15 protein-coding genes are annotated in these 13,366 nt (G+C 52.7%); 5 read left to right on the plus strand and 10 right to left on the minus strand.

The window, feature by feature from the left end; translation table 11 throughout:
• From FTT83_RS14250 to FTT83_RS14265, 4 genes are all read left to right on the plus strand, one after another.
• On the plus strand, window positions 1–515 hold a 515-nt coding region (locus FTT83_RS14250), incomplete at its 5' end, for an IS3 family transposase (RefSeq protein ID WP_180189944.1).
• Between the two features lie 99 nt (window positions 516–614).
• On the plus strand, window positions 615–1,418 hold the full coding sequence (gene aph(3'')-Ib, locus FTT83_RS14255) for an aminoglycoside O-phosphotransferase APH(3'')-Ib (RefSeq protein ID WP_001082319.1): 804 nt from the start codon (window positions 615–617) through the stop codon (window positions 1,416–1,418).
• Window positions 1,418–2,254 carry an aminoglycoside O-phosphotransferase APH(6)-Id gene (locus tag FTT83_RS14260; RefSeq protein ID WP_000480968.1) on the plus strand — a complete coding sequence of 279 codons (837 nt, stop codon included), beginning with the start codon at window positions 1,418–1,420 and terminating at the stop codon, window positions 2,252–2,254. The genes aph(3'')-Ib and FTT83_RS14260 overlap by 1 nt, the downstream gene beginning before the upstream one ends.
• Window positions 2,255–2,360: 106 nt before the next feature.
• On the plus strand, window positions 2,361–2,882 hold the full coding sequence (locus tag FTT83_RS14265; RefSeq protein WP_350353950.1) for a SprT-like domain-containing protein: 522 nt from the start codon (window positions 2,361–2,363) through the stop codon (window positions 2,880–2,882).
• A gap of 87 nt (window positions 2,883–2,969) precedes the next feature.
• Here FTT83_RS14265 and FTT83_RS14270 read toward each other — a convergent pair whose 3' ends face one another.
• From FTT83_RS14270 to FTT83_RS14315, 10 genes are all read right to left on the minus strand, one after another.
• Window positions 2,970–3,296 carry a hypothetical protein gene (locus FTT83_RS14270; protein WP_059040576.1) on the minus strand — a complete coding sequence of 109 codons (327 nt, stop codon included), beginning with the start codon at window positions 3,294–3,296 and terminating at the stop codon, window positions 2,970–2,972.
• Window positions 3,297–3,329: 33 nt separating this feature from the next.
• The gene (locus FTT83_RS14275; RefSeq protein WP_059040577.1) at window positions 3,330–3,683 is read right to left on the minus strand and encodes a single-stranded DNA-binding protein; all 354 of its coding nucleotides are present in this window, start codon (window positions 3,681–3,683) and stop codon (window positions 3,330–3,332) included.
• A 73-nt stretch (window positions 3,684–3,756) separates the two neighbouring features.
• On the minus strand, window positions 3,757–6,663 hold the full coding sequence (locus FTT83_RS16175) for a zincin-like metallopeptidase domain-containing protein (protein WP_180176792.1): 2,907 nt from the start codon (window positions 6,661–6,663) through the stop codon (window positions 3,757–3,759).
• A gap of 7 nt (window positions 6,664–6,670) precedes the next feature.
• Window positions 6,671–7,465, minus strand: a complete 795-nt coding sequence (locus FTT83_RS14285; RefSeq protein ID WP_180176791.1) for a lytic transglycosylase domain-containing protein — start codon at window positions 7,463–7,465, stop codon at window positions 6,671–6,673.
• Window positions 7,452–7,667, minus strand: coding sequence for a hypothetical protein (locus tag FTT83_RS14290; protein WP_059040486.1), 216 nt, complete (start codon window positions 7,665–7,667; stop codon window positions 7,452–7,454). The genes FTT83_RS14285 and FTT83_RS14290 overlap by 14 nt, the downstream gene beginning before the upstream one ends.
• Entirely contained in the window at window positions 7,654–8,229 is a 576-nt protein-coding gene (locus FTT83_RS14295; protein WP_180176790.1) for a S26 family signal peptidase, read from the minus strand. The genes FTT83_RS14290 and FTT83_RS14295 overlap by 14 nt, the downstream gene beginning before the upstream one ends.
• Window positions 8,226–8,945, minus strand: coding sequence for a type IV secretory system conjugative DNA transfer family protein (locus FTT83_RS14300; RefSeq protein WP_373887055.1), 720 nt, complete (start codon window positions 8,943–8,945; stop codon window positions 8,226–8,228). Before FTT83_RS14300 ends, FTT83_RS14295 begins: the two co-directional genes overlap by 4 nt.
• 31 nt (window positions 8,946–8,976) lie before the next feature.
• Window positions 8,977–9,681 (minus strand): IS6-like element IS1008 family transposase, encoded by a 705-nt coding sequence (locus FTT83_RS14305; protein WP_001067790.1) that lies wholly within the window; start codon window positions 9,679–9,681, stop codon window positions 8,977–8,979.
• 1,133 nt (window positions 9,682–10,814) lie between these two features.
• Complete coding sequence (locus tag FTT83_RS14310; protein WP_000908082.1) at window positions 10,815–11,102, minus strand: hypothetical protein; 288 nt, start codon at window positions 11,100–11,102, stop codon at window positions 10,815–10,817.
• A 2-nt stretch (window positions 11,103–11,104) separates the two neighbouring features.
• On the minus strand, window positions 11,105–11,743 hold the full coding sequence (locus tag FTT83_RS14315; RefSeq protein ID WP_000585007.1) for an AAA family ATPase: 639 nt from the start codon (window positions 11,741–11,743) through the stop codon (window positions 11,105–11,107).
• 404 nt (window positions 11,744–12,147) lie between these two features.
• On the opposite strand from FTT83_RS14315, the gene repM reads away from it, so the two are divergent.
• Window positions 12,148–13,086, plus strand: a complete 939-nt coding sequence (gene repM / locus FTT83_RS14320) for a replication initiation protein RepM (protein WP_002046604.1) — start codon at window positions 12,148–12,150, stop codon at window positions 13,084–13,086.
• Window positions 13,087–13,366: the final 280 nt, after the last annotated feature.

Consider the following 13,366-nt stretch of genomic DNA (forward strand, 5'->3'; position numbering starts at 1 on the left):
AAGGATTGGCTATTCAGCGCAGTAATCAAGTGTGGTCTACGGATATAACGTATATCCCTATGGCAAAAGGCTTTGTTTATTTATGTGCTGTGATTGATTGGCATAGCCGCAAGGTACTTGCGCATAGAGTATCGATTAGTATGGAGGTTACATTTTGCATAGAAACATTAAATGAAGCTATTGAAAAATATGGTCGACCTGAAATATTTAATACAGACCAAGGCAGTCAGTTTACCAGTGATGCATTTATTGATGTATTGAAATCAAATGGCATTCAAATCAGTATGGATGGTAAAGGTCGATGGGTTGATAATGTGATGGTTGAACGATTATGGCGGAGCGTTAAATATGAAGAGGTGTATCTCAAAGCCTACAGCAATGTTTTGGATGCGAAGAAGCAATTAAACGCATATTTTGAATTTTATAATTTGAAACGACCTCATTCGAGTCTGGACAAAATGACTCCAGATGAGTTTTACTATGACCAGCTACCACAACAAAATAAGGTAGCTTAACTAGAGCAGAGTATCACTTATAAATAAGCTTTTAGTTGTTCAAACAAGTGGGACCACCTCTCACCTCCGCGCTTCATCAGAAAACTGAAGGAACCTCCATTGAATCGAACTAATATTTTTTTTGGTGAATCGCATTCTGACTGGTTGCCTGTCAGAGGCGGAGAATCTGGTGATTTTGTTTTTCGACGTGGTGACGGGCATGCCTTCGCGAAAATCGCACCTGCTTCCCGCCGCGGTGAGCTCGCTGGAGAGCGTGACCGCCTCATTTGGCTCAAAGGTCGAGGTGTGGCTTGCCCCGAGGTGATCAACTGGCAGGAGGAACAGGAGGGTGCATGCTTGGTGATAACGGCAATTCCGGGAGTACCGGCGGCTGATCTGTCTGGAGCGGATTTGCTCAAAGCGTGGCCGTCAATGGGGCAGCAACTTGGCGCTGTTCACAGCCTATCGGTTGATCAATGTCCGTTTGAGCGCAGGCTGTCGCGAATGTTCGGACGCGCCGTTGATGTGGTGTCCCGCAATGCCGTCAATCCCGACTTCTTACCGGACGAGGACAAGAGTACGCCGCAGCTCGATCTTTTGGCTCGTGTCGAACGAGAGCTACCGGTGCGGCTCGACCAAGAGCGCACCGATATGGTTGTTTGCCATGGTGATCCCTGCATGCCGAACTTCATGGTGGACCCTAAAACTCTTCAATGCACGGGTCTGATCGACCTTGGGCGGCTCGGAACAGCAGATCGCTATGCCGATTTGGCACTCATGATTGCTAACGCCGAAGAGAACTGGGCAGCGCCAGATGAAGCAGAGCGCGCCTTCGCTGTCCTATTCAATGTATTGGGGATCGAAGCCCCCGACCGCGAACGCCTTGCCTTCTATCTGCGATTGGACCCTCTGACTTGGGGTTGATGTTCATGCCGCCTGTTTTTCCTGCTCATTGGCACGTTTCGCAACCTGTTCTCATTGCGGACACCTTTTCCAGCCTCGTTTGGAAAGTTTCATTGCCAGACGGGACTCCTGCAATCGTCAAGGGATTGAAACCTATAGAAGACATTGCTGATGAACTGCGCGGGGCCGACTATCTGGTATGGCGCAATGGGAGGGGAGCAGTCCGGTTGCTCGGTCGTGAGAACAATCTGATGTTGCTCGAATATGCCGGGGAGCGAATGCTCTCTCACATCGTTGCCGAGCACGGCGACTACCAGGCGACCGAAATTGCAGCGGAACTAATGGCGAAGCTGTATGCCGCATCTGAGGAACCCCTGCCTTCTGCCCTTCTCCCGATCCGGGATCGCTTTGCAGCTTTGTTTCAGCGGGCGCGCGATGATCAAAACGCAGGTTGTCAAACTGACTACGTCCACGCGGCGATTATAGCCGATCAAATGATGAGCAATGCCTCGGAACTGCGTGGGCTACATGGCGATCTGCATCATGAAAACATCATGTTCTCCAGTCGCGGCTGGCTGGTGATAGATCCCGTCGGTCTGGTCGGTGAAGTGGGCTTTGGCGCCGCCAATATGTTCTACGATCCGGCTGACAGAGACGACCTTTGTCTCGATCCTAGACGCATTGCACAGATGGCGGACGCATTCTCTCGTGCGCTGGACGTCGATCCGCGTCGCCTGCTCGACCAGGCGTACGCTTATGGGTGCCTTTCCGCAGCTTGGAACGCGGATGGAGAAGAGGAGCAACGCGATCTAGCTATCGCGGCCGCGATCAAGCAGGTGCGACAGACGTCATACTAGATATCAAGCGACTTCTCCTATCCCCTGGGAACACATCAATCTTACCGGAGAATATCGTTGGCCAAAGCCTTAGCGTAGGATTTCGCCCTCTCCCGCAAACGACCCCATTAACCCGTCCTATTTCGCTGTCGTGCCCCTGCTCGAAGTCCTGCAAACTTTGGTGCATGAGATGGTCCACGCTTGGCAATTCCACTTCGGCAAGCCGGGCCGTCGCGGCTATCACAACAAGGAATGGGCCGACAAAATGGAGGCCATCGGCCTGATGCCGTCCAGCACCGGCAAGCCCGGCGGCGCGCGCACGGGCGAGAAAATGGCCGACTATGCCATACCGGGCGGCCTGTTCATGCAGGCGACCGACAAGCTGCTGACGCAGGATTTCAAAATCTCATGGCTCGATCGCTTCCCGCCCATGACGACGATCGCCGCGCCGATCGCCGACACGGGCGACGATGACGGCGAGGGCGGCGACGATCTCGGCGACCTGATTTCACCACTGCCCGGCAACCGCTCGAACCGCGTCAAGTATCGCTGCCCGTCATGCGGTGCGCAGGCTTGGGGCAAGCCGTCGCTGCGGCTCCTGTGCGGCAATGAGGATTGCAAGGCCGTGCCGCTCGATCCCGTCGAGTGAGGCCGGACGATGCCCCAGCTTCCTTTTGGTGCCGGACATAAAAAAAGGCGGGGTCTGTGCCCCGCCTCTGTTTGACCTGGCTGTCGGCTATTCCTGCCGCCGATACTCCATCCTTCCATCGGTCAGGTTGCCCGATTTGCCGTCGATGGCGAGCGATATAGCGCCGAATCCGACCGACACCTGTAGAACATCATCCTGCAAGGTGGCCGGTATGTTCGTGGTCCGCGTCTTGCCCGTGAACGGGCTAGGCTCGGTGTTCCGCACCATGTAGCTGTCGCCGTTTCGCTCGATCTCTAGCACGTGCTTGTCGTTCTTGACGCCGACCCATTTCCCTAGAAACTGGTCGCCTGCGCTGTCGCCGCACCCGGCAAGCAAAGTCATTGACAACAAAGCGACCCCGATAGCAGTTCTCATAAACATTCCTTTTGGTGCTGGTTGGTCTGGCGGTTAGCCCTCGGCCAGCTTCTTGCGCTTCTCGGCTCCCGGCGCTCCGTAATCGAAGGCCACGACTTCAAAGTTGTAGTCGTACCGTTCTTTGCCCTCGCCATCGGTGAAATTGTTGTTGGAAATCTTCGCCTCGATCACGAGTTGGTCGCCGGTCATCACGTTCTTGGCGAGCGTTTCGGCCATCCCGCCAAAGGCGGTGAACGGGATAGTTACCTGCTTCTCCCTGCGTTCGCCGTTCTCGTCCTTCCCGGCATAGTCGTTACGGATCAGGCGGAAGCGCGCCACCTTCGTGTCGCCGTAGGTATTGAGTTCCGGCGCGGCGGCAGCGCGCCCCGTGAAAAACAGCTTGTTCATGGTGTGTTACCTCCTTCGCAATTGACGTTTGGTGCTGCAATCGAGTGGGCGGCAGGGGCCGCCCTCCCTTCCTTCAAAGCTCTGCGCCGCGACCGCGCGCACGCTGCCGGGCGGGCTTCGCGGCCTCCCGGTCGGGTGCGGTGCGCCCGCTCTCGGTGCTGACGTTGTGGCCGTCTAGGACGGCCTGCCGCTGCTCCTTGATCTCGTCGCCCTGCTCGGCATTGGTCCGGTCCATCGTGGCGGCGACGGCGGCGACCGGGCGAGGCGCGCCCTTGTGGTTCTCGGCGGCCTCCTGCGCCTTCTTCAACCCGACATTGACGCCCGGCTTGCCATCGGGCCGAATCTCTTTCTCGGCCCTGTGGTCGTTATCGGCGGCGATCAGCAACGGGCGATCCGGCCAGCGTTCGCGCAGGCTGCGCGCAACGGCGTCGAGGTTGCCGGAGTCGAACGCGGCCACCACGGGATGACCGCGCAAGCGCGCCACGGTGTCAGCCGTGGCGTAGCCTTCGGCCAGCACCAAAGGGGTGGTCGGGTCGTTCTCGAGAACGGCGGCGAAGCTGGAAGGATCGGCCCCGGCGACGGTGTAGAGGCCCGCCTTGCGACCGTCCTTCATGAACCCCTTGAATTGGGGATTGACGCTCTGAACGGACCATAGCTTGCCCTCGGCGTCACGCGCCGGGACAAGCAAATCCCCGGCGATGAAAACGCGGGCCTCCGGCTCGGCCTCGCGCATGGCCTTGGCCTCGCGCGGGTTCTTGGCAATGCGGACGCCCGCGGCCTTCGCCTCGTCGGACACCGCGGCGGGCACGACGCGCAAGCCGTTCTCGCCGGGGTGCGTGATGCCCTTGGCCGCGCAATAGGGGTGGTCGGCGGTCGCGGGTGCGGCCTCGTTCCAAACAGCCTGCGCGACCTTCGCCATAGCGTCGTGCTGGGCGGCTACCTCGGCGGCCCGGCGCTGGGCGCGCTCGACCGCTTCGCGGTTAAGGCGCTCGCGTTCCTCCGGGCTGATGGCGTCTACCTTGCCCTCGTACTTCCAATTGATGCGCGCGCCGGTCTTGTGGTTCTGGATGAAGCCGCCGGGCAAGCGGCCCTCCATGTGCCCGGCGTAGGAACCGCTGCGCTCCGCGCCCTTGTCGCCCGCGACGGCCACGCGATGGATTTTCCCGTCCATGACGGGCAAGCCGTCCAGTTCGAGGCCAGCGGCCCGGATCGCGTCGGCGAAAGATTCCTCCGGCGACGGCGCGCGCTCGACCTGCACTTTGGTGTTTTCGGGAAGCCAACGCGCAAGCGCGGTCTGCTTCACGTCGATGCCTTCGGGGGCAAACCACTGCTTTGCCTCCTTGTCCCATTGGAGCCGGAAACCGGCGTCAAGGGCGGCCTTCTTCGCGGTGTCCTTCTCCCGGTAGGGCACGATTAAATAGGTTCGTTGTGGGGTCATGCTGCCTACCTCCGGCGGTTCGTGCAGCACGGGCGGGCGCTGCTCGCGCTCGCGCGTGAGCGCGGTTCGTAAGTCGATGCTTTGCGATTCGTGGTCCTCGGTGATGAAGGGACTGACGCGCTCGCCGTTGACGCCAGTAAGCGCCTTGCCGTCCATGAAAATGCCGGTCGTGATGCCGCTCGGCGTGCCGTCCTGATGCGTGTAGCTGACTTGGAAGTTTGCGCGATATTCGCGGGCGTCAGGATCGGGGTTCAGCCGCACGGCGGCCACAAGGCCAAGCTCGCGCGCCGTAGCCTCAAGGTTCTGCCACGTCTCCAAGGGGCTGTAGGTCGGCACGGCGTTGCGGTGCGCTTCCTCAAGCGCGGCGGCGGCCTCCGGCGTCGGCCCGGCTTCCACGCCTCGCGCCGGTAGCTGCTCGATGCTGCCGTGGTTGGTATAGACAAGCCACTCCTGTGGCTGGCCGTCCTGCGGCGCGATCTCGTCGGTTCGGATGCGGTAGCGGATATTGCCCGCCTGTGTGCGCGCCGCGTCCACTACGACGCCCTCTATCGTCATACCTCCCTGCGCGGCGCGTTCCTCGTTGGGAGTGAAGCGCGCGCGCTGGCCGATCTCGACCGCTGCCGGGGCCTCGGCCTCGGTGCTCTGCTGCTGTTCGCGGGCGCGCTCAAGCTCGAACGCCATCACATAGCTGTTGATCTTCTCGGCGTCGGCGGCGGCCCGGAAAATCTCGCGCGGATCGTCCTCAAGAACCTTGATCCACGACGCGACATAGGCCGCGTGCTGGCCGGGGTCGTGGCCGATCTCTAGGCGCTCGCCAAGCATGAGGCTGGCGATCTCGGCCCGCAATTCCTCGCGGGCGTAGCCCTCGCTGCCGAACGGGTGGGAAAGGTCGCGGTTGAGGCGGCTTTCGTGCCCGGTCCAGTGGCCTAGCTCATGCAAGGCCGTCGCATAGTAGGCGTCGGCGCTGCCGAACTGATGCCGGGCCGGTAGCGTGATGCTGTCGGTGCTGGGCCGGTAAAAGGCGCGGTCGCCCTCGACGTGGGCGATCTTTGCGCCGGAATTGGAAAGGATGGCCTCGGCCCGGGCGTGCCGTTCCGGCTCCGGGCCTATCGGCTTGGCCTCCATCGGTGGCAAGCCGTCGATCTGCTGCGCGTTGAACACCACGGCGGTGAACACGCGCGGGCGTTCGAGCTCGACGCGCACTTTGCGGGGCTTGCCCTCGTCGTCCAGCACGGGCCGCCCCTGCGCGTCGGTCATGGGCTGCTCGTCGTGGAATTTCCAATAGATGATCCGCGTTCCGCGCGATCCTTTGCGGACCTGCGCGCCCGCCGCCTCGGCCTGCTTGTAGGTCATCCATCGCGGATCATCGTAGCCCTGCATGTGGAGCCAGATGGTATTCATGCCGCGATACTCTTTCCCGGTCGCGGCGTTGTAGGGCAGGCGCAATTCGCCGGGCTTCCACGGCTTTTGCCACGGGGCGGTGCCCTGCCGTAGCTGCTCGATGATCCGCCCCGCGACTTCTTCGGCATATTCTTTGTTCATGGCCGCTTCACTCCTTGGCGGCGGCCACCATCTTGCCGCTCACCACAATGCCGGTCGCGTTCGGGTCGGTCGCAAGGTCGGCGTTCGCCTCCCATGCGTCCGCCTCGCTCATGGCGGTTTCCTCGAAAGCGCCGTTGCGCTCGGCCTGCTCTGCGGTCTGCTCCACCTGCACGCCGGGCACTGTCGCGTCGTCCTCGTTGCGGCTGATGACGGGCTGCGTCGTCTCTTGCTTCATGGTCGATTCCTCCTGTTGTCGAATGAAAACCACGGTCGTGGCCGTGAACGGATTGGGCGGCTCGATCACCGTCCCGGTGCTGCTGTTTGGTGCTGCGGTGCGCGTCAGGCGCACGGGTTCTGCGGCGGCGCCGCCGAAGTATTTGGCGACGTAGCCGTTGGCGAAACCCAGCGTAAAGCTGCCGGTGTTGTAGGCCGAAAGAGCCGCCCGCAACGCCGATTGGTCATCGGCATAGCGGGGCCGCGCGATCTTGTAGAACGCGGTTAGCACTTCGGCCCCGGCGCGCAGGTTCTTGCACGTGTCAAACATATCTTCGACCGAATAGCCCAGCTTCGGCAGGTTCGTGCTGTTCACCTGCATCAAGCCCATGTCCACCGTGTAGCCCGCCGCAATGTATTGGCGGGCGAGCGCGGCGGCGTCGGCGGCATCGCGGGGTTGCCGCGATAGGGATGCACCGTTGACGTTAAGAGCAAGGGGGTTCCCCTTGCTCTCAACTTGGATGATCTGCTGAACGGTCGTCGGTGCGACACTCGGCGCGCAAGCCGCGATCAGTTCAAGCCCCAGCACGATTAGGCTCCTTGGGGCCACCGTTGCGGGGCATGTCGGCCTTGCACGCCTTGGCCTTCTGCGCCGGGCACGGGCCGTTGTTGTGCGCCTCCGGCTTGATGCTCCACGGCCAATAGTCGGGCTTGATGATGTCCGCGTGCGCGGTCCCGGCGAACGCGGACGCGGCCACGATCACGGCGGCAAACGGCTTAAAAACTCGCATTCTCGGCAACTCCTTTGGTCATGGAATCAACATCGCCTCTGACGAGGACCGGCGCGGCGCGCCCGCGCAGGTTCTTGACGGCCACGGGGCCGAAATAGCGGCTATCGAAGCTCCCGGCGCTGTAGCTCGAAATCACCCAAAGCTCGCCGGGCTGCACGGTGTAGGTGCCGGGGGTCCATGCGGGCATTCCAGCCTCCGGCGCGCTGTCCGGCACGGCCTTGCCGTTGACGATCAGCGGCGCACCGGGCGCAACGGTCACAGTGTCGCCCGCGACGGCCACCACGGGCTTTAGCAGCGGCGTGGTGTTGGTATCCGGGCAGTCGCCGGGATGCAGATAGCCCCGCTCGCGCATCGCCACGACGATGCCAAGCGGCGGCGGGCAAACCGACACAAGGGAGCCGCGCGCGATCTGCGCCGGGTCCACGGGCGCGATGCGCCATACTCCTGTCGGCGCGGAATCGGTGGGGTTCAGCCGGAACCCGGCGGCGGTCGCCACGGCGGCGCTGATGCCAACGGCCCCGGCCAGCGCCCAAGCGGTGAATGCAAAGCGACGTGCGTTCATTGGATGACAAAGCCCCCTTTCTCGTTGCCGCCGCTGGTTGACGTGGCGGCCTTGGGCGGCTCCGGTTGCACGCGCACGCGATCTGATTTCTTGGGCGGCGGCATCTTCGACCGCGCCGCAAAAGTCGGGTCTTGGAAATAGAGGATTTGACGGCCCCGGATGACGGGTTGCCCGGCGACGAAAACAAGCATTTCGCCCGCGTCGATAATGTCGCCCTTGGCGTCCTTCTTCGGTCCCGGCAGGCGCATGATTTCGTCGGCGGTCATCAAAGGCCGCTGCACTTCCTGATAGCTGCGGGAAACCTGTTCCAGCACCGCGCCGAAGCGTTTTCCGCTCGTCGTGATCTGCTCTTTGATGATGGTGGTTTGCCCCGTCATCTTGCTCATCCACTCGGCGGTTTCCACCTTGTTGGGAGCGTAGGCAACGCGGACGTGGCAGTTAGAAATGATGCTCTCGAAATTCGTATACGCCTTGTAAAGCTGCTGCACGTCCTGCGTAATCAGGTAGGCTTTCATGCCGTAACCGGCGATGTAGGCCAGTGCCGATTCAAACACTTCAAGTTTCCCGAGCGTCGGAAACTCGTCGAGCATGAGCAACAGGCGATGCTTGTGCATCGTCTTGCTGCGGCCCGCCTCGTCGTATTCCATCCGGTCGGCGAGGCTTAGGACGATCTGCGCGAGCAACAGGCGCGCGAGGGCACTGTTGCAAATAGAGATTTGAGTCGATGAAGTTCCTTTTTAAAAGTGCTTAGAGACCGAAAACCCTGTTGATTAGACACACTTCACCTTGAGGCTGACCATAATAAAATGACGATGCTTGTCCTTTACGTAGTGCACGCATGACTTCAATACCTTTAATTGTGGCATAAGCCGTCTTCATAGATTTGAATCCTAATGTGGCCCTGATGATCCGCTTTAACTTACCATGATCACATTCAATGACATTATTTTTATACTTAATCTGCCTGTGCTCAATATCTACTGGACATTTTCCTTCTCGCTTTAACCGTGATAAAGCATGGCCATAGGTCGCTGCTTTATCTGTATTGATGACCCGTGGAATTTGCCATTTTTTCACCGTATTGAAGATTTTTCCTAAAAAACAATAGGCTGATTTACTGTTCCGTCTAGCGGAAAGGTAAAAGTCAATCGTATGACCACGTTGATCAACTGCACGATACAGGTAAGTCCATCGCCCCTTCACTTTGATATAAGTCTCATCCATATGCCATGAATGTAAATCTGTAGGATTACGCCAATACCAGCGTAAGCGTTTTTCCATTTCTGGAGCATAACGCTGAACCCAACGATAAATTGTGGTGTGGTCAACATTCACACCCCGTTCAGCGAGCATTTCTTGAAGTTCACGATAGCTGATGCCATATTTACAATACCAACGAACAGCCCAAAGAATGATTTCACCTTGAAAGTGCCGACCATGGAAGGGATTCATCTGCTGTATCTCGAAATAAATAAGATATTTAGCTTATCATGTCAGCCTATTTGCAACAGTGCCATATATTCGCCTTTTGGATGGAGAACAAGCTCTGCACCACCAAAGCCCACATTTATTACATTGCCTTACCCTGCAACGTTTAATCCATCCATTACAGCAATACTACCCGTTCACATTACTTTATCTCGGCTGATAATCAGCGCAGTAACTTTAGCCAATCTCGCTGCAATTTCCATGTCAGGAATTTGTCCACTTATTCCAATGATGATGAGAACTGCAGCATTGACTTAGATCGCCAGTGCTCAGTACTGGCCATCATGTAGCTTTTATCGCTTTAGCGCCTTAACTTATTTAAGTGGCGTAACTTGCATAACTTATGCATCCTATTTAAGTGATGTAAGTTATAGTATTCCGTGTCAGGAATCTGTCTACTTATCAGCGTCCGCGGAACTGCAGGATTTCTGGTTTTGTTGTTCGCAACGAGGGCTAATTCTGGAGTTCCGTATAAGGCATAATCAATAACGACGCCTGATGCGAACATAGCGATTGGGCTGAAACGGAAGGTATCAGGAGCAATCGCTTTGGCAGAATTCCCCAAGGTGCTCACAATAAGATTCACATTGATGAAATCTGGCTTTCTACTCAGCCCATGGATATGCGAGCAGTTACTTATACTGCTCTTTCTCATGTCCTAAAAGCCTTTGACCATGTCAAATCGCAACATTGAGGTTATCTTGTTTTGGAATAAGCGTGGTCATTGTATGAAAGTGTTGATATATGATGGACTGGGTATTCAAAGCTCTACGGTTGGAACAAGCAACATTTCACTGGACTCAAACTCATCATAGTGAAACAATTACAAGCATTGATTCAGAGTTTCGCTTGATAAAGAATTTGACAATGTGCATCAAACATCATGACATCAATTCAGTCAGCCAAGCTGAATAGCCTAGATCCGTGTCTGTGCAGAAAAGGACGCCTTCATATAAAATAACTCAAATAGATAAATTACCACCACACTGCTAGAGCCTGAGCTGAATTTAAAAATATCTATAGGGTTCACCGGGGACTTACAGTAAATTTAACTTGGATAAAAAATATCCCCCTTAAAAAAGTGGGATATTTTTAATTTATTTATTTAATATTTCTTTTAATTCATCTGCACTATATGTCGATAAATTTTCTATAGCTGCTCGAACAATACTTGAACGATTTATTCTTGCATTTTGCCCTTTTACAACCAGCTCATCAATTAGTTTACTAATATCTTCATTGAGAGAAAAAGTGTAACGAATAAATTTTTTTTCACTTGATTCTAAAGCCTTTACCCTCTTTTCTGCACCAGATATAAATGCATCTAACATTTTATCTTGTTCAGTAGGTTCAGGTTTTTTGTTTAGCCCAGTTAAACCAGCCATAGTTATACTCCTAAAAACTCTCTTGCAATACTTTCAATTTCAGCTTTCGCTTTAGGATCACTATTTACTTCAAAAACCGAAAGCCCATTTTCATCTGCATCATCATAAACATTTCGATTTGTTGTGATTGAATTCAATGCATCAATACCAAATGATTTGCATGCCTCTTTTGCATCTAAAATTCTTTGAACTTGAGAAGGAAGAGTTGGACACTGAGTAATAATTGCTCTAGCTTTCAGATTTGGATTTACTGTCTTTGCTAATTTTAAAACTTGTTCCATATGATCTAAAGTTTTTAGATCTCTTCGTTTGGGTCTAAACGGCAATAACATATGTGTAGCTATAGTCATTGCTGAACGTAATGCTTCAGAATCCTGTCCACCTGCATCAATGATAATATCTTGGTATCTTTTATCTAAATCTTTTAAAACTGAACGTATATTCCCTGATGCTTGTACTGATGGAATATTATTTAATTCATCGTTTTCATCTCTTTCTTTGACCCAATCTGTTGTTGTTCCTTGAGGGTCAGCATCTAATAAGAGGACGTCTCTTTGACTTTGTTGTAAGTAAACTGCAAGATTTTGAGCTAAACAGCTTTTACCAGCACCGCCTTTTTCACCACCAACTAAGATAATCATAATTTATGTAAGTTACGTAAGTTTGTTTGTGTATAATTTAACGGTGATTTATGAAGTAATCAACTATCATGAAAAAAAAAATTAAAAAAAAAGTTATCCACAAAAGAATGGTCTTTTTGAATTTATATATATTTATTTAAATTTATTATTTATATCTCTGCTCAAAGCTTGACTAGCAAAGGGATACAGGAAGTATATGTTGACAAATTCCTACCAATAAGTTGACTTTTTCCTGTTTCTGAGTTGACATATTCCTACCAATAAGTTGACTTTTTCCTGTTTCTAAGTTGACAAATTCTGTGCATAAGTTGACAAATTCTTTTATTAAAAATACTTTCATTTGTGGACGTTAAGTAGTATTGTCAATATATCTATTTATAACATTTTCCTTAATATATCTTCCTATGAGTAACATAGTATATAAAGATAATAATTTGGTTGAAGCATCGTATTCACTAAATCTATCTGAGCAAAGGCTAATATTAATTGCGATCATTGCTGCTCGAGAAATTGAGAAAGAACTTACTTCTGATACTATACTTACGATTCATGCTTCTGAATACATGAAACAGTTTAATTTAGGACGTCAAGCATCTTATGAAGCGTTACAATCTGCATGTGATAATCTTTTTGAACGGCATTTGAATTATAAAGCAGTAGATCCTATAACTGGAAAAATAGGAATATACAAAAGTAGGTGGGTTTCAAAAGTTGGTTATGTTAAGGAAGAGGGATGCGTCCAACTAATTTTTGCACCAGATATTATCCCCTTATTTGTAAAACTTGAAGAAAAGTTCACAAGATATGAACTTAAACAAATCTCACCACTTACAAGCATTTATGCTATTCGCCTGTATGAGTTACTCATACGTTGGAGATCAACTGGTAAGTTATATATTTCTATAGATGAGCTTAGATCAAAACTCGGATTGATAGAAGATGAATATAAAAAGATGGGAGACTTTAAAAAAAGGGTTCTTACCGTAGCTTTAAATCAAATTAACAAATTTACGGATATTACTGTTTCTTATATACAAAAAAAGGAGGGAAGAAATATTTCAGAATTACATTTCATGTTTGAAGAAAAAGAACAAAATAAAACGAGTACAAGTGCTCCTTTAGAGCCAACTTATAAATTGACAGCTAAGCAATGTATATTCTTTGCTAAAAAGCTATGTGATATTACTAACTATCCAAAATTTGGTAATGATTTCGCACATCGTGGAGAGACTCTAGAAGACTTTCAGGAAAGGATATCAAGTGATCTTCTTGATAGCGATAATGTTAGAAAGTATTTTTCTTATTTGTTAGAAGTTGGTTATGCTCCTAAATACAAGAAGTAACCCTTTAGTTAATTGTCACTTTAAACAAAAGACCACGCCCTCTCATACTAAGTTTTTAATTAAGATTGCTTTCATGTGATTTTAATATGAATTAGCATAAGTTACATAACTTATGCTGGTTAAGTAACCACCTATCCTGCCTTTATAATTTATTGCTGCAGTTCTCATCATCATTGGAATAAGTGGACAAATTCCTGACATGGAAATTGCAGCGAGATTGGCTAAAGTTACTGCGCTGATTATCAGCCGAGATGTCGTTATTGATTATGCCTTATACGGA

This window comes from Acinetobacter sp. YH01018 (assembly GCF_013420295.1).
Taxonomy (GTDB): domain Bacteria; phylum Pseudomonadota; class Gammaproteobacteria; order Pseudomonadales; family Moraxellaceae; genus Acinetobacter.